Below are 24,626 nucleotides of genomic sequence, written 5' to 3'. Positions count from 1 at the left end.
TCGTCGGAATCAAGATCTTTCCATCCTTGCTTACGAAGCCTGGCCCGGTGACTACCTACGGCTACGCTCCAGCAACTCAGGTCACCAGCGGGAGCCATGGCGCCGCTACCAACGCATCAAGAGCACCACCAACGACCACGCAGCGAGGGGCTTCAGCACGCTCGTCATCGTCGAGTGGCATCGGCGAGGTCTTCCGGGAGTGGCAGGCCAAGCGTCTCGAGGAAGCGAGCGGTCTTGACCTCCACGAAGATCTCCGCATCGTCAAGCTGATCGACGTCTTCATCCTCGTCCAGGTCGATCTCTGCGGGGTCCTCGTCGTAGGCAAGGTAGCCGGCAAGCTCAGCCTCTTTGTCGGACCGCTCGACCTCATTGACACCGCCGCGGAGCTGCGCCCACCAGTTCGCGAGTCCTGCCGCTTCGCGGGCCACGTCCGTCGGCGCGGAGGCGATCTGGTCTTCGAAGTAGGTGCGTGGGGTGGTCCCGAGATAGGCCACACCGGTCCCACTTCCTACCGGGCGATAGCGAACCGTCGTGATGTCGCTGTCATGTATATCCAGCTGCAACCATGGCTCCGCTACAGGTTGCGACTGACCTGCCACCCATCGGCTGCCGTCATAGGCGTAGGTACCGAAGAAACCCACTTCGACTCCACATCCACTTCATGTATGCACCCAGGACCCGGAGGCTTATTCATAAGTGCGGAAGAAGAATAGGCCGGTGACAGCTTTCAGCATGCTGGCGTATTTGGAGATTGGTGGCCGGTAGCGGCCGCCTTCTTCGCTGAGCATTCGCCATGTTTTGAGGTGTGCGATGACGTGTTCTACGGCGGCTCGGATTTTGGACAGTTGCGTGTTGAAGTCGGCCTGGGTTTGGTGAAGTTCGCCGTTGGCGGGTTTTCTGATCGGGGTGATGTCGATGCCATCGACTCCGACGTAGCCGAGGTCGGCGAGGGCGTGGATGTTGGTGAGCTTCTCTGCGAGTCCGGACGCGGAGTAGGCGTAGGCGTCGTGGCGAGCACCGTGTACCGGCGTGGCGCCGACGCCGGCCAGTGTTCCGTCCATGGTGGCGGCGATCTGGATGTTCATGCCGGCGTAGCCGGCCTTGCCGGAGAACAGGTCGGGGGTCCCTCGCCAGTCCCATGTCGGGCAGATTGTGCCGTCGACCAGCACGGTTCCAGCTCCGACCACCCGCTGCGGGTCGGGTACGAACTCGGCCAGGGCCTGCCCGATGGCCGGGCGTAGCAGGTCCCATCGGCGGCTCACCGTGGGCTGGCTGACCCCGAAGATGGCCCCGGCGAAGTCCTGGGTGATGTTCTTGCGCATCAGCGACACGACCATCGCGATCGAGCGGTACAGGCCCAGCGCGTACGGACGGCCGCGCGAGTGGAGGTCTCCGATCAGTGTGTGGACACGCCCGGCAAGCTCGGTCAGTTGCCCATCGGTCAGCCCTGTCATAGCCTCATACCGCAACGGCTTCTCCAGATGGTTTCCGCAGATTTGGACGTCCGCGAAAATCTCATGCGAGGAGCCGTTGCTTTTCCAGCCCGACACGCATCATCTGCGAGATTGATCAGATGTTGTTAGCTGACCCGAGTAACCACTGAGGAAATTCAAAAGAATTCGTCCACTCAATTGGAAGCTACAGCCCGACGCCCGACGATGAGTGGCTGCCTGGATGGCTGCCTGCTCAATGTCGGCGGTCAGGCCCGGGACGTCGGTGCGGCAAGCTCGGCCAGGTGGTGCAGCGAGTTGGAGAGATGCTCAGGGCCGAACGGCGGGAACTGGAGGTACTCCCGGATGGACTGCGGCACGGCCGACCAGTCGTAGGTGAGCGTGACCTCAGTCTCGGACGGACCGAACCGCGCCAGGTCGTAACGCCAGAACCAGCCGCCGAACTCCAGGTGACCGTCGCCCTTGGGGTCGTACCCCGTCAGCCAGCCAATGGCGCGCGGCGGGTCGAGCACGTGGACCTTGTTGGCCACCTGGTAGCCACCGTTCGGATGGTCGGCGTGATACATGTCCATCCGGAAAATCTGCTCGACCTCGGTCAGCGGCGCCCGGTCGACAGCTTCCTGAACCCAGCCGGTGCCATCGATCGCAGAATGGGTCGTCGGGTCCGCCAGCACCGCGAACACCCTCGCGGCGGGCACGGCGACGGTCAGGGTGGCGCTCACGTTCTCCGCGGCCACGGTGTGCACGCTCCTTGGCATCTCGGATCATCTCCTGTGGCTTGGGCGGCGCCCCTCGTGGGCGGCGCTCACCCCTTCCACGAACGCCTCAACCCCGATCCGACACCGCCTCCCGGACCGCTAACCTCTAAGTTTCCTCGGCCCACGTGTCGCAGATCAGGTGTCGGAGATCTGTTACTTCTGGCAACCTTATGAATAAGCCCCCCGCTGTACTCATCATGCGAGTCGCTGACAGACTCCGCACCAAGCCCTAGTACCCCTGCTGTGTCAGCACCACGTTCCCATCAACAACGACCCTGTAATCGTGCGGACGCAGACCACCGAACCAGCGCGGACGGAGTGCACGGATCGTCACCGTCGTGCCGTTGATGCTCGTCGTCGTCTCCCGGTCCAGGTTGAACGTCGGCTTGTTCGCCTGCGCGAAGTCTCTGATCCGCTGCTCCTCGCCGTCGACGATGATCGACTCCACACCTGTCCACGGACTACGCCGAAAAAGGACGGTGGAGTCACCGACCTGAAAGTTCAACTTCATGTCGACAAGCCCTTCCTGAGGTCGCTGCGATGCGGCACCAGTAGAGGCCGCTTCCGCGCGGAAGCTTATGGCCCCCGGCCTCCGCGAGCCGAGGGGAGGACACCGACCAGACCCTGCCGCTCCTCGCCGCGTCCGAGACCATCACAGAGGCCCAGACCCTAAACTCGGACGCCGCGGACCCGCAGCGAATGGGAAGATGCCCGCACTCGGCTCACGCCCCCGAGCAGAGGAGGGCGGCCAGGTGTCCAGACCCATCGGCCGGCAGGCGTTCGTCCTTGACGACACCGCGGACGGGGCCACTGTGATCGCCGCTCACCGCGAGGCACTGCATGTTCTGCGTAGCACGCTTCGTCGGGCCTGGGTCGATGCCATCTCCGACGACCCCTGGCCCGAGGACACCCAGAACGCCGTCCAGCGCCTGATCGACCTCGCCAGAACACAAGAGGCGCGCCAACACGACCCGAGCCACCCGGTGGGCTACGTCGGCATCGAGGTCGAAGTCAGTGATGACGACCAGTTCGACCTCCTGGTGGCGCTATCGCCCTTCACCATCAACGCGGAGGGCTACACCGACGCGGACGATCTGATCTACAGCGCGACCGACACCGGCACAGGACTGTGGATGCTGCTCACGCCGACCCAGCACGAAGAACTCGTCGAACGCCTACGCGCCAGCGGTGCCAACCCGAGATGCGTTGCCCGGCCCTGAGCCCAGCGTGACCCCAACGAGTTGCAACACCGGGCGACGATGAGCACCAGGCCGACGACCTCCAGAGCGCGGACGACCAGCTCGTGATCACGGTGCCTGTTCCTACGAATCTGGAGGTAAGCCGTGGCTACCGTCCAAGCTCATCCGGCTGGCCGTCAGGGTGGCTACGCTTCCAGTCCTCTATGAGACACGTAGCAAGCCAGTGACCTGCCACGGAGGCCGTGGTCTCAGCTGAGACTCCGGTGCCTGCGCCAGAACGGCGGGTCGGGTCAGCGCCTCTGGCGAGCAGGTACGCAGTGGTGTCGACGTGGAGCGGATCGCCCGTCTGGTTATGGCCGTCGATCTCGACATCGATCGCATGATGAAGCAGGCTCAACCCGCCGTACTCCTCGTGGATGTCGGCACCGCCATCCAGAAGATCGCGGAGTGCTTGCAGGTCCTCCATCTCAACTGCGCGGTGCGCTGGCGTCATGTCTGTCATGGATCACCGCTCCTATCCCCGCACTTCGGGGTCGGCGTGCCACGTGCGTGCCAGATGACACGGCCGATCATGGTCCGTCACGGTCAACCGCGGTCACGACGGCGCGGTTCAGACGCCTGGCCGATCGACGCTCAGCCGAGCGTGCACCCTCAATGTGCTTTTGCAAGGCAGGGGTGATCCGGCGGCGCCCTAGTCCCAGGCCGGTCCAGTACGCGTGTCCCATCGGGCGAAGTAGGCCGCTACTGGCTCGTGCCTCGAGCTGTCTGTTGCGAGCCACTCTTCGGCTGCGAGCCGGGTTCGAAGGATGCACTCACGTTCGGACTGAGGTCCACGGGGATCGCCTTGCAGGTCGGCGAGCGAGCCCCACATCGAGTAGGCAACGCCGCCATGGCGTGCGGTGGGTACAAGTGGCAGCAGTTCGGCCATCGCATCGTGCGCGATCCGGTAGGTGGCAGCCGGGTCGGACAAGACTCGTTGGGCAGCCTCAGTCATCGCGAGCACCAGGTACGCGTCGGGTTCGACAGAGGACTCCACGGCGTGAGTATGCCAGTCCGGATGCGGGCAGGGAGAGCCACCGACCCGACAGCCAGCGAGGACTTGACCCCAGCGTGATCTCAACGACCTGCAACGCCGGGCGACGGTGAGCGCCTGGTCGACCACCTTCGGAGTAACGCAAGAATCGCGTGCTGTCCCGTGCAATCCAGACCGCAGTTCATGGGCAGAACCATGGTCAGTGGCGGCCGTCGGGACGACCGGCCTGAGGGCCGCTCGGACGACGCCAGCCTGGGAAATCTATGTCGCACCTGCTATCGCCCGGCTCGTACTATGCGGCGGTGGACGTGTTGGGGATCGAGGTCGAAACGTCGCTGGTGCGCCGCTGGGCTACCTGGCTGGCGCCAGCCTGTCAGCCGTTCTTCCTGACCGTCACCGAAGCAGCCGAACTCGGGCTCACACCTGAAAGTCCCCCGCACGACCTCTCGCCCGAGCTTCGCGACACCTACGAAGTGTGGAACCTCGCCAAGGATCTAGAAGCCGTGTGGCTTGACGAAGACGCGTTCCATGCTCAGCCACGCGAGGTGCGTGCCAGGCTCGTCCTGTCGCAGGTCAGACACAGGCGAGGAGCAGTGCCCTCCATCACCGATTGGGCGGACATCCTCGACGCGCAGGTGCTGCGCGAGCAGGCCGACGGGCATCGGTTCGTCTGGTGGCCAACCCTGGTGACGCATCATCTCGAAGCCGTCCTCGAGCGCGTCCTCGGTGAGTGGCAGCTACCCTGCCAGCGCATGTCGGTACCGGAGGAGATCTGGCGCGCGGCCTCCTCCATACTTCCCAACGCCCGAGCGCTGAGCGGAACCTTCGCCAGCGGGAGCAGAGGAAGCTCCATCGCCAGAGGAAGCGCAACATACTGCTTCGCCACCGTGATGGCGGCAGCAGGTGTCCATGACGCCGACGATGAGCCCTTCGACGCTTGGCTAGCAGCTCACTGCACGGCGGGAGGCAGCGACGACCTGCCAGGCACCGTACTGGTATGGCGCGACGCCGACGGCAACAACACGCATGCGGCGGTCACCATCGGAGGCGGTTGGGCACTGCACAAACCAGGTCAGGAATGGCTCAGCCCACGCCAAGTGCTCACGGTGCCCGACCTCATCCGCCTGGCCCCACCAGGAGTCACACTTCACCGCTACTCCCTGCAGGACGTCGACGCCCGCACCGCCCTGGAGCCGGCCTGAAAGGCGGACGGTCGACTTCGACCCGCGCCTGCCCAAGACCCTGACCCGGCAATATGGCGAAGCATGACTTACCGCCAGTGCTATGGATCGCCTCTTTGACCGCCCGCCCTCGCACGTGGATTGCACGGGACAGCGGGCGGCGCTGCGTCCGAACCGACCTCCTGATCCGCAGGGACGGGCACCGTGATCACGGGCTGCTCGTCCGCACTCAGGAGGTCGTCGGCCTGGTGCTCATCGTCGCCCGGTGCTGCAGCTCGTTGGGTCAGGCACACGTCGACGATCTGCGACAATGCCGCATGGTCGTACGTGCGGTGATCTTCGACGTCGGTGGCGTTCTGGAACGCATCGAAGGGATGCACGTCTGGCTCGACCCGTGGCGGGAACGGTTGGGTATGACTGATGACGCGTTCTCCGCAGCTCTTGGCGCAGCCGACCCCGAGAACGGCATCAGCACCGGCCACATGAGCCTCAACGACTGGCGAGACAGGTGCGCCGATGAGTTGGGACTGTCGTCCGAGCAGGCGGATGCGTTCGTGGCCGACATGTGGGACTGGTATTGCGGCCAGCTGGACGAGGAGTTGATGGCGTACGCCGCGAACCTACGGCGGCGATACCGGACGGCGATCATCAGCAACTCAGGCAGCGGCGCCCGCGAGGTCGAAGAGAGCCGCTACGGGTTCTCGACGTACTTCGACCCGATCATCTACTCGCATGAGGTCGGTCTACTGAAGCCTGATCCGCGCATCTACGCTCGGCCTGTGACCGGCTCGGCCTCGAGCCACACGAGACGGTCTTCGTTGACGACTCACAGGTCTGCGTCGATGGAGCGCGAGCCTTCGGGATGCACGGCGTGCTTCACGAGTCCACCGCGACGTCCATCCAGACCATCGACACCCTGCTTGCGGACTGAGCGAACCTGTCTGCGGTTCGATGAGCAATAGCTTGGAAGTCGCGTGGCGGCTACTCCTGACCGACCGCTCATGACCGGAGCGGGCCCTGTCTAATGGTACGCGAATGGAACGATGGGCTGCCGGTGTATTGGTGACGGACCGGTGTTACGTCAAGCGTGGTTCTCCAGCCAACTACCGATTGAGGGCGCCTGCCGCATGCGTAGAACGGCTTCGGTCTTCTGGGCGCGAGTTAGCGTCTCAGGCAGTCGAGTGAACGTGGCTGGCAGTACGTCCAGGAGGCTGAGGACCTGAGTGTCATCGTTCATGGTGAGGAGCGCCTCACAGCGCCATTGCGGGGATACATCGGGTAGGTGGTCGAGGATGTGCACAAGCGCCGGAAACAGGTAGTGGATGGCGTCGGGGGCCAGGTGCGGATCCAGTTGCTCGGGCGGCAAGCGCTGGCTGAACCCGAGGTCTACGGCCTCGGCCTCTAGTTCGAGCAGGAGTGCACTGTTTACGCCAAGGACTGTGCGCGGGAGATCCATGATTGTTGATCAACTCCGTTCCGTCCGTTCTGCGGTACCACCCTCGCCTGCGCCTCCAAGACCGTCACCCTGGGGCAGCAACCCACCACGGAGGACCCCGAGGCTTTCATGCACACGCCCCGTGGCGTTCTTCCTCTCCCGTTGGTCGGACAGCTTGTCCGCATCCGGGTTCTGTGCAGGGTCGCCGGGCTCGCTCGTCGACCGCTTGCGGCTTGGCCCGGCGACCCTGTGCAGGTTCCGGGTACACCGCTCGCGGTGGCCGACCGGCGGGAGAGGAACCCGGCGCTCCACTCCCCGAGGAGGACCGGGGTCAGGGGGCAGCGCCCCCCCAGGGAAGACCTCAGTTTGAGGTGACCTCAACCAGTCATGCGAGACCGCCTGTGGCCGCGCCGGCCCGTCCGAGGACGGCCGCCAGGCCGCCCGCAGGACGAGGACGGGGCGGTGCGCGCCGCTTGCGGCGCGCCTTGACCTCAAGAGAGGTCGGTTCGACAGTCACCCGACTACAAGGGTGTGCTCCGTCGGCTGATGTGCGACACACGTCCGACAGCTGATGCGCGACACAGGCGTCGTGTTGGCCCCGCCCCACGTCGTCGCCGTCGGGAGCGGAGAGGCGGATCGGCGAGGGCTGAGTTCTCTTGGCGACGCTGTTGCCCGCTATGAAGTGCGAACGGCGGATTTGGCGAAGCGGTCGGTCGCGGCGATGAGGTCCTCCGTCGTTCCGGTGGCGTGCATGCCGTCCTCGACGATCACTAGTTCGGATCCCTGCCACGCGTTGTGCAACACCCACGGAGCACCGGCGAGCGCGGCGAGATCGAGTTGCCCGTGCACGATTACGCCGGGGATGTCCTTCAGTACGTGCCCCTTGCGGGCCAGTTCGTCGTCCGGCAACCAACACCGGTTGCTGAAGTAGTGCGTGACCAGGCGGGCGAAGGCGAGCTGGAACCGGGGCTCCCACGGTTCGTGCTCGACGTCGCGTCCGGGTGGGACCGTGGCGATAGCGTCCTCCCAGGCGCACCAGTCGTCGGCCGCTTTGCGGTGCACCGTCGGGTCGGGGTCCATGAGTAGGCGGTGGTAGGCGGCCGAGATGTCTTCGCCAGGGTCGGGGACCCCGGCGAGGAAGTGCTCGTACGCTTCGGGAAACAGGCCACCGAAGCCGCGGGTCATCAACTCGATCTCGCAGTGCCTGCCGGTGGCGACGGCGGTCACGATCATCTCCGAGATCCGCTTCGGGTGGCGCAGCGCGTAGGTCAGCGAGAGCGCCGAGCCCCAGGAGCCGCCGAACAGCAGCCACTTGTCGATGCCCAGGTGCTCGCGCAGCTGCTCCATGTCGCGGATCAGGTGGTCGGTGGTGTTGGTGGACAGGTCAATCACCGGTTCGCTGGCGTGCGGGGTGCTCCGGCCGCAGTTGCGTTGGTCGAACAGGACGACGCGGTAGGCGGCGGGGTCGAAGTGGTATGGGCTCCCGCATCCTGAGCCGGGGCCGCCGTGGACGACGAGCGCGGGCTTACCGTCGGGGTTGCCGCATGTCTCCCAGTACATGCGGTGCCCGTCGCCGACGTCGAGCATGGCGTGGTCGTAGGGGTCGAGCTTGGGGTACACGCGTCCTCCCGACAGAAGTGACAGCACTCATATAGATGCGATAGCCAGCGAGTTTCGCCGTTAGGACGGTGGTACGCAACACTTCTTAGCCGCGGGGCAATAGGTGATCGTCCACACCTGGCCACGCGCCGCGTGACCGGTAGAGCCGGTGGGACATCGAGGCCAAGGTGTCGCACCTCAGCTGGCGGACATGTGTCGCGGATCAGCTGTCGGATCACAGGTACTAGGCATGACAGCAGTCAGGGGACCTAGGCGATCGGATGTGCAAGATTGCACCCGCCGGTAGACGACTAACCTTCGCAAGCGACTGCGTACTGATTGTCGGAATGATTGTCTACGATCAGTCCATGCGACCAAGCGCCTATCACGCGAGGTATGGCAGAGAAGCCCGACCTGAGCCATGAGCCCCACCCTGGCTCGTCGGGGCGCCAACGAACGAGTGCGGACAGCTGGCGCGCTAGGCGTTGAGGATTGGCCCCTAGTCGCCGCATGTTCCGTGACAGCAGGCGTATCGAGCGAGCCATGAGATTGAAGGGTTGAAAGAGCCGATGCAGATAACGCAGGACACAACCAAGGGAGTTACCTACTCACATATGGGTCTAGCTGCTCTGACGCTTGCCATAGGTATATGGGTCAAGGCGTGCGGATTAATGCTCACCAGGGTGAGCAAGTATGGACTGCTATCCACTACGCCGGATGCGAATGAGATAGCAGCCCCATCGGACGATACTAAGTGGGTCCTTCGGCGAATTGGCAACTCGTTGACGAGATGCCAATGCAAGGAAGGGAAGATTCAGAGCAAAGTATATGGCGAGCGCGCCTTGACGGCCGACATGTCTCACGTCGTACAGTTCCTCGAGAAGCAGCAACCGAAGGAGTGGAAATCTGCCCTAATCATCCTTCCTACAATCCTTCGAAATCTTCCATACGCGATCCCGGGTTATCGCGTGAGCGAAGTCCGTAAAGCGGAGTACTTCGACCCCAAACTTCAGGAGGACGCGGCGCCAATCAAAGTGTCGGAATTTGGTCAGCTACTACGGAGGCATACGGAAGAATTGATTCAAGATCCCACAAGGATTTCCCCACGACTCCGGAGCCAATTGATGGCCGAGATTCATGAGCTCAAAGAGGAATCATCCTGCGATGTTGTGGACTTGGAAGACCATGTGATCGCACTTCGAACGGCCATCAATATTCATATCACTCCTGAAGAAAAGCTTCGTTCTTATACTGCCTATGTGATTATAGTCATCACGCTTTGCGCAGCGTTACTTTTCAGTCCATGGGACATCCTAGGTCGGCAGATCGGCCAGTCCGATCACCGAAACTTCGTACCTGCACTAGCGATGTTCTTGATTTGCAATTCTTCACTATGCGCAATCATCGCGAATCTGTCTACAAACTGGCTAAACGAAGAAACGCTCGCAAATTCGAAAACGTTGGCGAAGGCGACAACACTGGTCCTCGCCCTTTCAACGTTGATTCTTGGAGCCGACTTGACGGTGACGCGTCAGGTGAATTTCACGGCTGCGGGAATAGTACTATTCATCTCCATACTCCTCTCGACATTGTCGGCTGACAACTTGGTTGGCCAGAGCGAGGCGCGACTGTCGGTACTACTGCGCTCTAGATGATTTGTTCGAGCGCGAAACAGATGGATAGCTTTCCTAGCAGGGACTTATTCCCTACGTATCGAGACGTCGCAGCGGGGCCAGCGCTACGCATACCAGATTCAACTAGTGCTGCAGAAGCACACGCCTGGGGGAGAGCATGGGATTCGCAAAGTTTATACAGTGCGTCGCAGTAGCTACCGTACGCCAGCAGCATATTGACCATACCGTACGTGCAGTAGCCCACAACTGCTTCTTGTATGTCGTCAGCCGTCGTCCGCGCACAACTATCGAAGCGGTGAGTATCCGGAGAGGTAGGATCGCCGGCCGGCTCCTAATTCATGGTCGCAAGCCGATGGGGTTCACCCTGAATCTTCCGAGACTTTCTCGGTCGGGACAGTATTTTTGGGAATCTCCGCAGGCCGATCGATGGCGCATTGTCGATAGACAGACTGGCGATACCATAGCAATAGGAGATCCGACGGCGTTGGCTATACATGCCGTTGATCCCAGAAAGACTCTTCTCACTGATCATGAGGTCTTATACATTGGCAGGGCCTGGGGAACCGAGGGCAGTCGAGACGTCTTCGATCGAATCAGCTCCCACAGCACGCTCCAGCGGATCTATTCGGAACAGTTATCAAATAATCATGACGTGTTCCTTACACTGCTCCGCATTGAAGCCGCGGCGAGCCTAAGTGTCGTCAGCGGTCCGGACAGCATTGCCGCTCTCGACCGTGTAAACTTCGCCGCCGCCTATGATCGATCCATCCGCCCAGTGAAAACCAGGGTAGAGGAGCAAGTGAAGCTTGCCGAGGTGATGCTGATATCTCATTTCAAGCCACCTTACAATGAGCATCACCTGAAGGACTTCGTGACACAAACAAATTCTGTGACGGAGAATTTACGCCTCGACGCATACACCAATGCACTCTGCCTGATGAATTCGCCAGCTGGCCTTAGATTTGGCAGTGAAGGCACGAGCTATCGGAGGTGTCATGTGATCGCTAGTGAGGTGCCGTCTAAGAGTTCAATGCGGACAATCGTTGGGGCTGCCGCCGAAAGCCTTATGGGGGCTATTGCCGGCGAGCTTAACCTCAGTGTTGATCTACTCGAGCATGGGCCTTGGGCGATGATGCATCTCTGGAACGCGATAGCTCCTCCCCAGAGTCCTGCCGTCTCCAGGATGCTGGCTGACGGCGGTATTCAGCACGCGGTTTTCCGTCGACTATCGCAATGATGTCGTGTCAGGTCACAGCGCCCGTTTGTTCCCGTCCCACTCGCCTGGCTCCCGTACGGGTGTGACTGCGCCGGGGGCGGCGCACATTTCGCGGCCCCGTTTCGCTGCCTCCTTGGCGGCCGCGGTCCATTTGCCGGCGGGAAGCCCCAGCCACTGGCGAAGACCCTGACCGTGTGCGGCGAGCATCCTCGGACGGAGTCGCCCGCGTGCCATCGCCTGGAGCACCAGGTCGATGGTGTCGTCGACCTGGGCGGCCGGGACGGGCTCGAGCAGGCCGGCGCCGATCCCGGCGTAGAGGACCTCGGCGATGCGGTGGCGGGTGAGCATGCGGGGAGAGGCGTAATGCCGCGACCCGTACAGCCGGTCCTGGATGTCCTCGCGGGTCTCGGTCGGATGGGCGGCGAGGATGGTGTCGGCGCCGTCGACGCGCTCGCCGCGGCGTATCCGGTCCGGCCCTTGGAGCATCGGGGCGAGCAGCTGGTCGGTGGCGGCTGCGCGCCAGGTGCCGTCACCGGAGTAGATGCCAGCCTGCCCGGTCTGTCGTACGTGGTCGTAGATGGCCTGCACGGCTACCTCGAGCTGCTGCCGGCGCCCACCGGTCGGCACCTCATACCCGTCGACGCCCTGCTTCCCGTACCTGCGCTGCTGCCCCACAGCCGCATTGTTGCTCGAACAGATGTTCGAGAGAAGCTGGTGCGGCCCCGATCGCTGCGGCGAAGTCCGGGCAGCGAGCGCCGCTTACGTCGCGGCGCGCGATTCACGCCTCCAGGTCAAGGTCGAGCGGCACCTCGTCCGGGGCGATGTCCCGCACCCGCAGCAGCCGCACTGCGTGCCGCCACCGGCGGCCCTGATCGGTGGCGATGTCCGCGCGGATCTCCACCACCACGAGCGGCGCGACCTGGTGGTAGCCGGTCGGCTTGGACCGTCAGTTCACGGTGAGCCGGACCGGCCACGGATGCCCGCCAATCGCAGCAACCAGCAGCGGCGCGACCGCGGCAGCCTGCGCGTCGCTCAGGTGGGTGGTCCGGCCCGCGTAGTGGAGGCGTCCGGTGTCAGAGCCGTACCGGCCGAGCAGCAGTGCCGCCGGCCGGTGGAGGCTGCCGGTCACCCCGCCGACCACGGCGTCGGTGGTCTGCCGCGACTTGTACTTCAGCCACACCCGCGCACCGCAGACGTACGGGCTGTTCGCCGGTTTGATCACCAGGCCCTCGACCCCGGCGACTGCCATCGTGTCGAACCATTCCTCGGCCACTGCCGGGTCCGAGGTCTGCATGGCCAGGGTCAGCGGCGACCGGGCCGGGATTCGACGGAACAGCCGCTCCAGGACGGCACGCCGTTCTCGTAGCGGACGGCGGCGCAGATCACCGTCCTGCGCGGTCTCGAGCACGTCGAAGACGACCAGGTGGACAGGCTGGGTGACCGCGAGCTCGCGGGCGTGACGGCGCTGGGCGTAGCGGCGCTGCAGACGGTTGAAGTCGAGCCGTCCCCCGGCCCAGCAGACGATCTCCCCGTCGACGACCGTCCCTGCAGGCAGGTAGGCGTACAGCGCGCCCACCAGCTCGGGGAACGCGTCGTCGAGCGGTGTGCCGCGCCGCGAATGGACCTGTACGGAGCTATCTGTCTGGATTGTGGCCAGCGCGCGGTACCCATCGAACTTCGGTTCGTAACGCCATCCGCCGGCCCGAGGTGGAGGTAACCGGTCGATGCTCTTGGCGAGCATGGGCTCGATAGGCCCGGCGATGCGCACTGCGGGGGACCTCAGGTGATGCGGTATCGCTCCCACGGTATGGCCGAGGTTGTTGATCAGCGCTCGGGGTTCCTTCCGACGTGCCCGCCCCACCTCCGCATGGGCGTGGCCGGCGGGCGCGAGGGTGGCGCGCCCCGAACGTGCACGTAAGGATGCCCGCACGCCTTGCCACCACGTCGCCGCTATCCACAGAAGCGAAGCGGGGGCCGCACCGCGCCGACTTCCCTGCCCAGTTTGGTAGGTGGTGCGACCCCCGTCGCGTTCATCATAGGCGATGTTCGCACAAGTGTTCGATAGATTGTGGAGGGATTCCAGGGGTTGCCCGGACCCCTCGGCATCGCCGTGGTGGGCCTGGACTAGAACTCTTCGATCGTTCGGCCGATCGGGTCGCCGGCTCTCCAGATCGTCGAGACGGGCACCTGTTCATCGATCAGGACAGAGCTGGAGCCGTTGCCGCTGGAGGAGCCGTTGCCGGGGGTGAGTGGGGTCATTTGCGCCTTCCTTGATTTGTGGGTGACGCCTGCCCGATGGGCAGGGTGCGCAGGGGGCCGGAGATCACATAGGGGTTGTAGGTCGCTGGGTCTGCGACTGCCGCGAGGGCGCGGTTGTGACGTCTCACGGCCTGGGTCGTCAGGACCGCCAACTTGGGGACGTTGGCGACGTCGGCCATGCAGTCGTCGAACGCGCCGTACGCGTGCAGGACTGTCCACAGGTCGGCGAGGAGTTGCGCAGCCGTCTCCATGTCCTCGTCATTGAGCTTGATCCGCTCGAGCTCCGCGGTCGCGTCGAGCCTCAGTCGGGCGGCTCGGAGCACGTCGTCTCGGTCTGCCACAACCCCTCCCCTTCGTAGGTGATCAATGTGTGAGGGATCGCTGATACGCCTCCTACCAGCGATCCCGGTTGGGTCCCGGCGAAGCGGCCGGGTGTGGTCTGAGTCGGCGCGCGAACTCCGACCGCCCCACCGGGGTGAGACTCACGGTAGCCCGACTGGTACAGCTAGTCCAGGATGTTCAGTACGTGCAGGACTTAGTGCCCGTCCCGGACGTCGGTTAGCTCTCTAACGTCCTGGATATGGAGCTGGGGCCTGACGATCAGATCGATCACATCGCCTACGAGGCGCCGTACAGGCAGCTCGCTGCCATCCTCACGGCCCGGATCAAGCGCGGGGACTGGAAGCCTGGCAAGCCGCTCCCCAGTGAGGTGCGTCTTGCCGAGGAGTACGGCATCTCCAGAGGAACGGTCCGCCATGCTCTCACCGTCCTGGTGGCAGACGACCTGGTGCAGACCGCTCCCCAGCGCGGGACTTTCGTGAAGCGGAAGTGATCGCGGCCCTCCTCGCGAAGCCCCGATGCACGCAGTACAAGCACCGCCGGCCTACGCATCGTGCGGGCGCCTAGCCTGACTTGCTGGGTCGGCTAGGCGCCCGCGCGTCCTAGTCCAGGGCTTCGCCGGCGTCTTCCTCGGCTCCGATGAGGGCGTCGAGGAGGGATTTGGCGGTCTTGGTGACCGTGGTGGCTGCGGCGCGGATCGCGTCGATGTCGTTGCCGGCCCATTCGGCGACGTATCGGATCGGCGCATCGGTCATGTCGATTCCGCAGGCGCCAAGCAGCACGTAGGCGACGGACTCGGCTTCGACCTCGGCGCGACCGCGATGGGCGTGGTAACCGTAGGTCGGCGCGCAATGTCCCAGGGCGATGTGGGCGAGCTCATGGGCGAGGGTGAGCACCTGCTGTAGCGGCTTCAGGTGGCTGCCCACCACGACGCTGTGGGTGTGAGGGTCGGTGTGTCCGTCCGCGCCGGCAGTCGGCGTCCCGTAGCTGAGTGCGTAGCCGGCTGCGGCGACCTGGGCGGCAAGCCCGGCCCGTAGCTCCTCGAGGTCCACGACCTGAAGAGTCAGGTTCCCCACCAGTACTGGCTGGGTGTCGGCGTGCCCGCCAGAGTCTTGGTCATCCGTGGGCTCGCCGGAGTCGAGGTTGTCGGTCTGGCTGATGTCCCAGAGGTAGGTGGTCCGGTAGCGGATGATCTCGCGTTTCCTCGTGCCGTCCGGGAGCTCTACGATCCGGCCCTCGCCGAGGTGCTCGGTCTCGTCGAGATCCACCAGGAACCTGCCGGCGGGCGCGAGGATGGCCAGGCCCTTCTCCCCGGAGCGGACCTGGCGCCCGCGCGAGCGCCAGGTCTGGTACCCCGCGACCTGCGTCGGGCTGATCCCTCGCTCGGCGGCTTGGGCGAGGATCAGGAGTTGGTTGTTCAGGCTGTAGCGCCACAGACCGGCCGCAGCTCCGGTGAGCATCCGCTGCCAGCCCTCCGCTGTGGCAAGCTCCTGCGCCTTGTCAGCGATCTGAGCCACCAGTCCGGCGACCTTCTCCGCTCGATCCGCCCGCGCCCTGGCCGTGTCGTTCCGGGTCTTCCTGGTTTTCGTTGCGGTCGCCACCACAGTCCACCCTTCCGCTCGCCGCGGAACGGTGGTCGCACCCTGGCTGGCCGACCTTCTTCCTTGCCGTCCCGGCACCGAAGAGTCAGCGGGCGTATGAGCGACCAGAACGCAAGATGGAGCGCCCGCAGCGCAGCGAGGACGAACGATCTTGCGTGGCGGGAGCGCGCCCGCAGACTTGAAGGGCCGGGATGGCAAGGAACGCTCTTTGAGGCTCAGCGCGCCGAAGGCGCTCCACGCGGATCAAGACTTGACCACAGCCTGCGCCAAAGTGTCGCGGGCATGTGGTCCCTATATGCAGCTGCTCGCGGTCCGCGCCCCAGTTAATGCCCGCCCACCGCACCTTGAGGTTGTGCAACGTAACAAGCGCACCGCTTCAGCTCTCAGGATCGCGGTCACCGGCGTCCCGAAGGCGGTCCGCTTCCGGTCCCGCCGCCGAACGACAGCAACCTCGTCGGGTTGCGAATGTCGTCCATCCGGAGCATCCGGACGGTGCGGGACCGCCGGCGGTCATTGTCAGCTACGGCGTCAGCGGCGGATTTCGACCGCGACCAGCGGTTTCATTTGATGGCAGGCGGTCGGTCCCCACTTGAGTGCGACCGGCGTAGGCCAAAGTGCCCTGTGGGGAGGGCCACGACTAGCGGAGCGACCGCGACGTCCTACCCATCAGTAACGCGTGTGGTACTGACCAGCGTGGGCGCTTTTGTCGGAGGCGCGCACCCCAACGTGTCAGACCAGACCCCTCTTCGCCTCCAGGCCGGATACTCCTCGGCCTTTAACGACGTCGCAGCGTCTCCACCGTATCCAATCGGCCCGCCTTCACTGCCTCCTCTCCAGGATGAACCACATGGGGCAGCAGAGGATTATCGTAGTCGAAATGTAGCGACCGCGCCCAATCTGCCTCATCCAAGAAGTCATTCTCAGCAATGATGAACTGGACCTTGTTTTGATAGGCATCCACTAGTGCGCGGATACGTTCGTATATTCGCGTTCCCATAGCCTTGTCGCTAGGGTTCACCCCCAAATTCTTCCGAGGGGTGTCAAGGATAAGCATCTGAGGTAGCAGCGTATCTTGCTCAGCCAAGGCGTGACCGAGAAGCGCTAGATGGTAAGCGACGGTAACGATCGTCTTAGTTCCACCAGCTACAGCTAGCGATTCAAACCGCTCACCGTTAACGAGAGGAAGATAGGTCCGATGGTCAATCGAGCCATCTGCGGCCCAAGGGACCTGAAGAGCCACTACGGTTTCGTTGAATCGATCACCTAGGTCACCAAGGACAGACCGTCGCGCTTCGAGCTTAGCTCGTGATCGCCTTAGCGCTTCTTCAAGACGCTGACGCTCCGATATAAGAGCGCTCACCGTGGCATCGAGTGCCTTCAACTCATCCCAGAAATTCAAGACATTGCGGATGTGATCCAGGTCCGCAAGCGCCTGAGCGCGGGTGGCGCTCAATAGCTCGACTTCATTGAACCTGGGTGTCACAGCCTCCGCGGTCGCAACATCGAGTGCCTGTCGCAAATGCGCCAACCTACGATTCGTAGCGCGGGCGACATCTCTAGCCCTCTCCGCGTCATTGATCGCTACCGACAAAAGATTGTCCAACTCGGCGATCTGCTCGTCCGTATCATCGAGCGGAGTCTCAAACTCCATGCCTGCAAGAGGGTCAGGCTGCAAGCAAAGGGCGCACACACCAGCAGACGATCTGCCCTCTTCCAGCGCCTGGGTGCATCTAGGGCAAACAACGAACTCCAACGGAGAGAGCCGGCGGCTCGCGATCCTAGCCTTGTCTTCGCGCACTAGGTTGACCCGCATCTGAGCAAGTAAATGCTCTCGCCTTGCGACCTCGGTCTCTGCTGCTTGAGCCCCTTCCGAAGCCTCCTGGGCATCCTCTTCAGCCTTAAGAACTTCATCTCGAAGGGTTTGGTGGGCACTAGTGCTCGCGGAAATTTCGGCTCGGAGGCGTTCAAGGCCCTCTCGCGCTTCCTCGGCCTTCTCACCGAGCGCCAACCTACGACGGCGAAGGCTCTCCTCATCTTGATCCGTCGCCGTATGAAGGAATGTACGGACCGCAGCAGCACGACTCTCCGCGTGACGCAGGCCGTCCCGGACCCGGCCAAGTTCCGTCTCCATCGCAAGGTGCTGGGGATCCGCGAGGCCAAATAGAAGCTCGAAGATGGCCCTCCTCTTAGGTTCTCGAAAGACCTCAGTATGGTGCACGACGCTGCGGTCGATATCCTGCTGCTCAACGTACACATACGCATACAGGTCATTGAAAGTGAGGGGGACGGACGCGGCAGTAGCTCGGGTGCGTGCGCGGGGAATCTCAACAGCCGGTATGCCGAGTAAGCCGAGAAGCCGATCACTTACACTTGCCTGGTCGCCGCGGGACCGAATCGATAGTTGTTCAATGAATCCGTCGTCCCGAGGATCTCGAAACTCGACCGAGGTGCCCGCCCTACCAAGTGCCCGCTGAACAATGATCGAAGTACCGTTAAGTGACAGCCGTGCCCGTACTGAGTGAACCTCTTTACGAATGACTGGAGTCAGAACCGCGTTCCCGCCCAACGCATGCTTGATCAGTTCCAACAAGCTACTCTTCCCGGTACCCACTGGGCCGTCGAGAACAGTGCACGGGGCAGCAAATGAAAATGTGTACTCATCGGCATCCGTTGACAAGGAAATCTCGTCAACTCGCATCCGAACGCTCATCATATCTCCGTACGGCGCGGTCGATCAACAACGTCAGGCAGGCGTTCGTATATAAGGTTCTTAATCGAGTTCCCAGCCATACGGCCAAACGCCCGTCGCAAGATGTCGCATCGCGCAGCTGTTGTCCGCCACGGAGGCTCATTCGCGAGCATTCCGGCGATTGCGCGCCCTCCATCTGTCAGCCGAAGGGTCACATTGCCGCGTCTCCCGGACACGTATTCGACAAGACCGCGGCCCACGAGAGCACCGATTATGCCGTAGTACCGGTCATCCCACGGTCCGTATTTATACCGGAGCATGCGCGACTCGACTGCTCCACGCTCCTCCGGCGTTGGCCGTGTTACATCGTCGAGCTCGAGTGCCGTCACTCCCGTTTCCGCTAGCCGCTCAAGGAACACAGGATAGCGAAGCAGAAAGTCCAGTTTTGCCAGCTTGGTAAGCCCATCGAAAACGCCAGTCTTGCCAGCGAACGCAGAGATCAGCAACAAGACCCGCGCTTGGTGGTATTCAGCCTCGCGTCGCTCCCTGAGCATCGTCTCGCGCTTACGACGGGAAAGTCTTTGAGCGCTTGTGGACGAATGCTCCCTCGACTGGCGCGCGACCGCAAGTTGGCGATTAGCTGCAGCATGCAAGGCTACCTGAACGGCGTCATCGAGCATCTGCCCCGCGCCTGTCACTGCGTTACCCCCGACTCTTGTATCACGCCAAACGAAGTTGCACGCCCGACCTCCGCGAGTGCAGCCTCTACGTCGAATTCATCACTGAACCACACTTCACATTCGGAAGCCAGGTCCAACGCAAGGCCAAATAGGTGCTCGGCTGTTAGAGCGAGGCTGGACACTGGTGTCACCCCACCGCCTCGAAGGCGGGCTCGGAGGGTCTCGTACATACGATCTCCCCATTCTGCGTCCGTTGTCGCAACCTCAGCCTCAACGTCCCCTGCGAGATCCAATATCTTCGCTTCCAGGTCTTGACGCTCCGCCTCATCGCCCGGGAGGTCTCTCTTGGATTCCTCCCACTGCGCCTGCCAGGCCTCTCTCAGTCGAAGAGCCCCATTTACCCGTGTACCGCGTACTCCGCCTGCAACCAGCTTAATGCGCAGGCGTTCATGGCCCGTGGTTGTCCATCGCCTTAGCAGTGGCCTATCTGGGGAGCTAGCAAGCGTCTGCAGGACGTCCTCGCGAACAATGGTTCGGGACAAAACTAACGCAGCCAAGCTGGCCTTAGCACTCCCGAACTTCGGTTCAGTCAACCAAGATGCATACTGTCCCCTCAGCGGGTCTGCCGAATTCCTTGCTGCTACGAGAGTGACCAGCGCGTCATAGCATTCACCTGACGCCGTAGTGTCATGGCCACCCGCATCTAGCGTTGGGCGCATGACGTTTTCAATATGCTGGGTTCGAATATAAGTACGCGCAGGCAGATCAGGGCAGATACGCAGAACGCTCATGAATTTTTCTACTAACTCAAGGAAATCGGGTGGTGGAGGTGACCTATCCGCCTTCTTTCGGGGCGGCTTAGGAGTCTCCGGTATGCCCGAGAACTTCTTTTGACGCCGGGCCGCCAGGAGCGCGTTTGCAAACTCGTCCCGGCAGAGGGTCAAGTCGTCATCGAACGGCTCGCCGTCCGCTATCCGCGAGCATGCCTTCAAGAGTCCCCCAGCCTCGCTTGCTCCTGACTTCAGACCTGCATTCGTCATAAGGCGGACGCGAGAGGCCGACATGGAATGCCATCGAGAGAACAGGTGAGCTATTCCTCCAGCAAGGCAAATGTCAATCAGCGACCAAGGTCCTTGGGAAGCTTCGCGGTGCTTACAGCTCACAAACTCAATGTCATCTTCGCCACGGACGACGACGTAATCCTCGTGGATTTCACAGACGATTCGTTGCACCTCGGAATCCTCAAGGATCATCGTGGCGCAATCAACGGCAGTGCAGTGGTGCTGCCATGCATAGCGATCCTGCGTCTGTGCACCACTGTCTTCTTCAGGCGCCGTTTCAAGAGCAACGTTCACTTGGTCCACCCGAGAAGGCCCTGCGACATGCGACAAGTCTTGGACAGCGCCTCGGCGACCTCACGCGCTCGCTCGCTCGCTCGAACGTCGAGGTTTAGTCTCCAAGTCCAGGAGATTACTGAACTACAACGCACCGATCACACCCCCCATGATCAAAACGTACTCTAGCGCCCTCTCGTTTGCATAGGACCTTCAGGTCCGGACCGGTCATGGCCAATCTCTCACGGCGTCAGTAACGGACCGTGACAATATCACCGCATTGCGTGGCGAGTCCGCGGCGCAAATGCGCAGATAGGTCTAGCGAGCCAGATGACGACGACCGTCACTGGTCTTTGAAGCCGCTGCAGTTTGCCTAGTGGACTTGGCCAACGCTGGGGCACCACCACGCCGCAGTCCTGACAGGCTCGGTTGGGGGCTGACTGACCCTCCGTCCGACTGAGCCAACGCACGAAGCAGCGGTGTCGTTATCGAGTCCAGTCTCTCCATACGTTCGGTTGTCTTGCTAGCCGCACCAACTCCCTTCTTTCCTTACGGTTTAGCTTGCGCGGGAGACGCATTAGATACCAGATCAAGCCCCGGCGGTGGACTAGATGCTGGCCACACGGGTATCGACTTCTGAACTGTAAGGGGCCCATGAGCACAGCGATTTGGCGAGCCCCGACTGGCCGTCCGGATAATCTGCTGAGGACCTCGGCAGCGGGAACTTTCTGAGACTCCTCCGATGACTCCTTGCTCAAGTGTTTCCTGTGTTCGTAGGTAGGATGGGCAGTCAGAACTCCTCCGGGGCCAATTAGTACGTGGCCAACTTGAAAGTTGAGAATGCTTCGCTCAACATAGATCGAGCGCCAACCTAGTAGTACTTTGTTAGGTGTGTCGTTTCGTGTTCTGTGGTTGATGTTCTGACATGGTCGGTGCATGACTCCTGATCAGATAGCGGAGTTGCGGCCGAGGCTTGGCGAGTTCGCAGCCGACATGCTGGGTTGTCTTGCGCGTTCGGATCAGCGTGCCACGGGTGAGTTGTATCTGCGTGGCCTGTTGACTGATGGTCGGCGTAAGTCGATGCAGCCGATGGCGGAGCGGCTGGGTGTGGATCATCAGCGGTTGCAGCAGTTCGTCACTTCCTCGACATGGGATTTCACCGCGGTGCGGCGCAGGTTGAGCTCGTGGGCTGCGCAGGCGATTGGGCCGCGGGCATACGTGATCGACGACACCGGATTCCCCAAGGACGGGCCTGCCTCGGCGTGTGTGGCCTGGCAGTATTCCGGGACGTTGGGCAAGACCGCCAACTGCCAGATCGGGGTGAGTGTTCACGCGGTCAACGACACCTGCTCGGCGGCGGTTGACTGGCGGTTGTTTTGCCCGGAAAGCTGGGACGACAAGGCCTGTGATGATCCCGAGCAGGCCGAGAAGGTCCGCCGGAAGCGAGCCGAATCCAAAGTCCCTGACGACGTGAGGCATGTCGAGAAGTGGCGGCTCGCGCTGGACATGCTTGATGAGCAAGCCGAATGGGGGTCGCCGAGGCTTCCCGTCGTTGCCGATGCCGGATATGGGGATTGCACCAGGTTCCGGCTCGGCGTGGAAGAACGTGGTCTGGACTATGTGGTCGCACTCAAAGCCGGCACCAGCGCCCACCCCGGCGAAGCGGAGCCGGTGAGACCGCCACGTAACGGTGGTCGTGGCAGACGTCCCAAGCCCCACTACCCGAAGCCGGCATCGAGTCTGCGCGAGATCGCCATGGCGGCCGGCCGCGATGCCTACCAGGAGGTGGCGTGGCGGCAGGGGACCAGAAAAACGAAAGGTAATCCGAGTGCTGCCATGACCTCGAAGTTCGCGGTGTTCGTGGTACGTCCGGCCAACCGCGACATCCCTCGCGCAGACGATGGGACCTTGCCGGCGAAGCTGCTGCTGGTCGAATGGCCCGATGAGGCGAACGAGCCTACCGACTACTGGCTTTCTAACCTGCCTGCCGAGACACCGATCGATCAGCTCGTCGACCTGGCAAAGATCCGGTGGCGGATCGAACATGACTACCGCGAACTGAAAACCGGGCTCGGACTCGACCACTTCGAAGGACGCTCCTGGACCGGCTGGAACCGCCACGTCACACTCGTCGCGATCGCCCAAGCTTTCTGCACCATGGTCAGACTCGACCCAAAACAGGATGCGCCGGCCTGAGCTTGTACGCAGTCGTACACGAGCTACAAATCGTGCTCGCCCTCATCGCCGGCGCATGCCCCACCTGCCGACAAGAAGTCACCATCGACCACATCGAAGCACTCGCCCCACCATGATCGACATGACAAAGTCCTACTAGTGGTCTAACCCATCTCAACGTGCGTATGAGCTGAAGATCAGCCTGCTGCTCAAGCCACCAGCGTGTAGCTGGGTTGCAGAAGCCAAGCAGTCGATCTAGGCGACCCCATCGGGTTGTTCGGCTAAGGGTGCCGGATCGTTTACCCCGGCCCTTACTGCGACGCGTCCGGAGGGGTGCGGACCCGTAGCCAGAACCCATCCCGTTCGCCGTTCGACGTTCGCTCCGACGTCGGACGATCCTAGAATCTGCAGGATCCCGGGTAGCAAGGTAGCCGAACTTAGTTCTCGTCCGCCATGTCCCCGGCTGGCGTGCCGCTTCGTACAGTTCGTCCCGCTCGGCGCGGCTGAGGACGCGGCGACGTATAAGTAGATGCCACAGCAGCGCACGGCGGGAGAAGACACGGACGTCGCCTGTTCGGCGGCCGCGGATGCGACTGGCTCCGACGAAGACAAGTATCGGGCTAACCGTTACGGACCGTCCTGTTGCTTGAGCAAGTATCTCAGAGGCCCGGCGTGCCTCCCGACGAGCCTTGATCGCATAGTCCTGTTGCGTCCCTCGGACGTAAACATCCTTTCTGGTTGCCTCGACTGAAGCCCCGGCATGGTGCTTGGTGTTGACGGTTAGGACTCCACCGGGACCGATAAGAACGTGGTCAATGTCCGCGCCTTGGTTGCCGAGGGGGATGGCGTGAAGTGCCTGCCAGCCCAGCGGGCGCGCCCAGCGGAGCGTCCTGCCGACCATCCGCTCACCTTGTGCCCCGACCCGCCAGGACTGGTCGGTAGTACGTCGCCCGAGCAGTGCTGCGATTCGAGCCCAACCTGTCCTGCGAGCGTTCGCCGCGGCTTGGGCCGCCTCGCCCGCTCGGTTGGCGGCTAGGTCGGTCGGTCTCTCTACACTCGCATCGCTCAGACGGCTGCCTTTCCGGCTTGAATGCCGCTCTCGCGATTCGGCTGCTTCTTGAGTGCCCGATGTCACATCACGATCAAGACTCTGCGTGGCGGCGGCGGGCTTGATCGAGGTCGGCCATCGGGCTGCGTAGGCAGCGAATCCGTTTGACCTTAGCCACGTGCCCACGGCAACAGCTATATCGTCGGTCCACGCCAGCCCAGCCTCGGGACACGGTTGACCGGTGCGTAGATCGACGTAACCGCGTTCGCTGCCGTTGTGTGCGCGGACATACAGCCGATCGTGCCTTTGGACGGTCCACCGTTTCAGCTGAACACTACTCATAGTGACAATCTAGGACCATCAGCCTCGCCACGCGCTGTAAATGTGTAGATCCGAACGGTAGCGCCCTTCGAGCTGCGTCATGCCGGCATCAGCACCGGCCGCGCGAGGTGGCGCCCGCAGAGCCTCAAGACTTGATGCAGCCTGCGTCGCGTTTATGGGCTGTCGGTGGCTTCCAGGAGGCTGAGGTGCCCCGGACCAGAGGAGATCTAGCTGATGGTGGTGACGCAGCTGTATAGGCGAGTTCCGGGAACTCCTCGGCCGTCGCGGCGACAGGTCCAGGGTGCCTGGGCTGGCGTGGCGAGGCTGCGGCAGGAGTTTGAGTATCCGGCGATCGTTGGCGCGTACACGGCGGCGGAGTGGGCGTTGGAGTTGACGGATGTGCGGCCGATGGCCCGCGCCGGCCTGACAAGCGCCGACGTCGAGCGGCTGGCTGTGCAGGAGAACCCTGCGCTGGTGCATGCCGCAGACCAAGCGGCCCTAGCCGACGAACTGCGCCTCGCCGTCGACGTCCTAGAGGGTCACCGGGCTGGGGATCAGACCCTGGCGCTTGGCGTCCACTCGTGGCTGGCTTGGTGGCTCGGCGTCCGTGATCTTCCGGAGCAGTTCGTGCCGGGCTCGGAGCCGTTCGACCAACTGCTTGCCCGCTGAGGATA

25 protein-coding genes are annotated in these 24,626 nt (G+C 62.8%); 8 read left to right on the top strand and 17 right to left on the bottom strand.

Annotated elements, in window-relative coordinates:
• Positions 1 to 164: 164 nt before the first annotated feature.
• From HEB94_RS11550 to HEB94_RS11535, 4 genes are all read right to left on the bottom strand, one after another.
• Positions 165 to 563 (bottom strand): hypothetical protein, encoded by a 399-nt coding sequence (locus tag HEB94_RS11550; protein WP_192749898.1) that lies wholly within the window; start codon positions 561 to 563, stop codon positions 165 to 167.
• 123 nt (positions 564 to 686) lie between these two features.
• Complete coding sequence (locus HEB94_RS11545) at positions 687 to 1,454, bottom strand: transposase family protein (protein WP_192749261.1); 768 nt, start codon at positions 1,452 to 1,454, stop codon at positions 687 to 689.
• 245 nt (positions 1,455 to 1,699) lie between these two features.
• Positions 1,700 to 2,209 (bottom strand): SRPBCC family protein, encoded by a 510-nt coding sequence (locus HEB94_RS11540; RefSeq protein WP_202896204.1) that lies wholly within the window; start codon positions 2,207 to 2,209, stop codon positions 1,700 to 1,702.
• A gap of 229 nt (positions 2,210 to 2,438) precedes the next feature.
• Positions 2,439 to 2,720 (bottom strand): hypothetical protein, encoded by a 282-nt coding sequence (locus HEB94_RS11535; protein ID WP_192749897.1) that lies wholly within the window; start codon positions 2,718 to 2,720, stop codon positions 2,439 to 2,441.
• 241 nt (positions 2,721 to 2,961) lie between these two features.
• Between HEB94_RS11535 and HEB94_RS11530 the strand changes: the two genes are divergently transcribed.
• On the top strand, positions 2,962 to 3,429 hold the full coding sequence (locus tag HEB94_RS11530; protein WP_192749896.1) for a hypothetical protein: 468 nt from the start codon (positions 2,962 to 2,964) through the stop codon (positions 3,427 to 3,429).
• Between the two features lie 127 nt (positions 3,430 to 3,556).
• On the opposite strand, the gene HEB94_RS11525 is transcribed toward HEB94_RS11530, so the two are convergent.
• Positions 3,557 to 3,910: an ankyrin repeat domain-containing protein gene (locus tag HEB94_RS11525; protein ID WP_192749895.1), complete on the bottom strand. Its 354-nt coding sequence runs from the start codon at positions 3,908 to 3,910 to the stop codon at positions 3,557 to 3,559.
• A 189-nt stretch (positions 3,911 to 4,099) separates the two neighbouring features.
• On the bottom strand, positions 4,100 to 4,444 hold the full coding sequence (locus HEB94_RS11520; RefSeq protein WP_192749894.1) for a hypothetical protein: 345 nt from the start codon (positions 4,442 to 4,444) through the stop codon (positions 4,100 to 4,102).
• Positions 4,445 to 4,743: 299 nt separating this feature from the next.
• Here HEB94_RS11520 and HEB94_RS11515 point away from each other — a divergent pair, with 299 nt between their 5' ends.
• Complete coding sequence (locus HEB94_RS11515) at positions 4,744 to 5,643, top strand: hypothetical protein (RefSeq protein ID WP_192749893.1); 900 nt, start codon at positions 4,744 to 4,746, stop codon at positions 5,641 to 5,643.
• A gap of 95 nt (positions 5,644 to 5,738) precedes the next feature.
• Positions 5,739 to 6,584, top strand: a complete 846-nt coding sequence (locus HEB94_RS55095; protein WP_238361491.1) for an HAD family hydrolase — start codon at positions 5,739 to 5,741, stop codon at positions 6,582 to 6,584.
• 119 nt (positions 6,585 to 6,703) lie between these two features.
• Here the strand turns inward: HEB94_RS55095 and HEB94_RS11505 are convergent, their stop codons facing one another.
• The gene (locus tag HEB94_RS11505) at positions 6,704 to 7,078 is read right to left on the bottom strand and encodes a hypothetical protein (protein ID WP_192749892.1); all 375 of its coding nucleotides are present in this window, start codon (positions 7,076 to 7,078) and stop codon (positions 6,704 to 6,706) included.
• A gap of 654 nt (positions 7,079 to 7,732) precedes the next feature.
• Positions 7,733 to 8,677, bottom strand: a complete 945-nt coding sequence (pip, locus tag HEB94_RS11500; protein WP_192749891.1) for a prolyl aminopeptidase — start codon at positions 8,675 to 8,677, stop codon at positions 7,733 to 7,735.
• A 947-nt stretch (positions 8,678 to 9,624) separates the two neighbouring features.
• On the opposite strand from pip, the gene HEB94_RS11495 reads away from it, so the two are divergent.
• Both HEB94_RS11495 and HEB94_RS11490 read left to right on the top strand, forming a co-directional pair.
• Positions 9,625 to 10,311: a hypothetical protein gene (locus HEB94_RS11495; RefSeq protein ID WP_192749890.1), complete on the top strand. Its 687-nt coding sequence runs from the start codon at positions 9,625 to 9,627 to the stop codon at positions 10,309 to 10,311.
• 631 nt (positions 10,312 to 10,942) lie between these two features.
• Positions 10,943 to 11,527, top strand: a complete 585-nt coding sequence (locus tag HEB94_RS11490) for a hypothetical protein (RefSeq protein WP_192749889.1) — start codon at positions 10,943 to 10,945, stop codon at positions 11,525 to 11,527.
• A gap of 12 nt (positions 11,528 to 11,539) precedes the next feature.
• Here the strand turns inward: HEB94_RS11490 and HEB94_RS11485 are convergent, their stop codons facing one another.
• The 5 genes from HEB94_RS11485 to HEB94_RS11475 all read right to left on the bottom strand — a co-directional run bounded on the left by HEB94_RS11485 (position 11,540) and on the right by HEB94_RS11475 (position 14,106).
• Positions 11,540 to 12,181 carry a hypothetical protein gene (locus tag HEB94_RS11485; protein WP_192749888.1) on the bottom strand — a complete coding sequence of 214 codons (642 nt, stop codon included), beginning with the start codon at positions 12,179 to 12,181 and terminating at the stop codon, positions 11,540 to 11,542.
• A 103-nt stretch (positions 12,182 to 12,284) separates the two neighbouring features.
• The gene (locus tag HEB94_RS52395; RefSeq protein WP_273375381.1) at positions 12,285 to 12,413 is read right to left on the bottom strand and encodes a hypothetical protein; all 129 of its coding nucleotides are present in this window, start codon (positions 12,411 to 12,413) and stop codon (positions 12,285 to 12,287) included.
• A gap of 39 nt (positions 12,414 to 12,452) precedes the next feature.
• Positions 12,453 to 13,247, bottom strand: a complete 795-nt coding sequence (locus HEB94_RS11480) for an ATP-dependent DNA ligase (protein WP_192749887.1) — start codon at positions 13,245 to 13,247, stop codon at positions 12,453 to 12,455.
• A 383-nt stretch (positions 13,248 to 13,630) separates the two neighbouring features.
• On the bottom strand, positions 13,631 to 13,765 hold the full coding sequence (locus tag HEB94_RS52390) for a hypothetical protein (protein ID WP_273375380.1): 135 nt from the start codon (positions 13,763 to 13,765) through the stop codon (positions 13,631 to 13,633).
• The gene (locus HEB94_RS11475) at positions 13,762 to 14,106 is read right to left on the bottom strand and encodes a hypothetical protein (RefSeq protein WP_192749886.1); all 345 of its coding nucleotides are present in this window, start codon (positions 14,104 to 14,106) and stop codon (positions 13,762 to 13,764) included. The genes HEB94_RS52390 and HEB94_RS11475 overlap by 4 nt, the downstream gene beginning before the upstream one ends.
• 239 nt (positions 14,107 to 14,345) lie before the next feature.
• Between HEB94_RS11475 and HEB94_RS11470 the strand changes: the two genes are divergently transcribed.
• The gene (locus tag HEB94_RS11470; RefSeq protein ID WP_192749885.1) at positions 14,346 to 14,597 is read left to right on the top strand and encodes a GntR family transcriptional regulator; all 252 of its coding nucleotides are present in this window, start codon (positions 14,346 to 14,348) and stop codon (positions 14,595 to 14,597) included.
• Positions 14,598 to 14,706: 109 nt separating this feature from the next.
• Here HEB94_RS11470 and HEB94_RS11465 read toward each other — a convergent pair whose 3' ends face one another.
• From HEB94_RS11465 to HEB94_RS54495, 3 genes are all read right to left on the bottom strand, one after another.
• Positions 14,707 to 15,705: an ArdC-like ssDNA-binding domain-containing protein gene (locus tag HEB94_RS11465; RefSeq protein ID WP_192749884.1), complete on the bottom strand. Its 999-nt coding sequence runs from the start codon at positions 15,703 to 15,705 to the stop codon at positions 14,707 to 14,709.
• 775 nt (positions 15,706 to 16,480) lie between these two features.
• Positions 16,481 to 18,292, bottom strand: a complete 1,812-nt coding sequence (locus HEB94_RS11460) for a hypothetical protein (protein WP_337917614.1) — start codon at positions 18,290 to 18,292, stop codon at positions 16,481 to 16,483.
• Between the two features lie 796 nt (positions 18,293 to 19,088).
• Positions 19,089 to 20,429: a dsDNA nuclease domain-containing protein gene (locus HEB94_RS54495; RefSeq protein ID WP_420481584.1), complete on the bottom strand. Its 1,341-nt coding sequence runs from the start codon at positions 20,427 to 20,429 to the stop codon at positions 19,089 to 19,091.
• 915 nt (positions 20,430 to 21,344) lie between these two features.
• On the opposite strand from HEB94_RS54495, the gene HEB94_RS11450 reads away from it, so the two are divergent.
• The gene (locus tag HEB94_RS11450) at positions 21,345 to 22,604 is read left to right on the top strand and encodes an IS701 family transposase (protein WP_192749881.1); all 1,260 of its coding nucleotides are present in this window, start codon (positions 21,345 to 21,347) and stop codon (positions 22,602 to 22,604) included.
• On the opposite strand, the gene HEB94_RS54490 is transcribed toward HEB94_RS11450, so the two are convergent.
• Positions 22,570 to 23,973 (bottom strand): nuclease-related domain-containing protein, encoded by a 1,404-nt coding sequence (locus tag HEB94_RS54490; protein WP_192749880.1) that lies wholly within the window; start codon positions 23,971 to 23,973, stop codon positions 22,570 to 22,572. The two genes, HEB94_RS11450 and HEB94_RS54490, sit on opposite strands and share 35 nt — an antisense overlap.
• Positions 23,974 to 24,267: 294 nt before the next feature.
• On the opposite strand from HEB94_RS54490, the gene HEB94_RS11440 reads away from it, so the two are divergent.
• Complete coding sequence (locus HEB94_RS11440) at positions 24,268 to 24,621, top strand: hypothetical protein (protein WP_192749879.1); 354 nt, start codon at positions 24,268 to 24,270, stop codon at positions 24,619 to 24,621.
• Positions 24,622 to 24,626 lie beyond the last annotated feature (5 nt).

Source organism: Actinopolymorpha pittospori (assembly GCF_014873875.1).
In the GTDB taxonomy this organism is placed as follows: Bacteria; Actinomycetota; Actinomycetes; order Propionibacteriales; family Actinopolymorphaceae; genus Actinopolymorpha; species Actinopolymorpha pittospori.
Note: the sequence above shows the minus strand (reverse complement) of the source record. Positions and strands in the feature narration are given on the sequence as shown.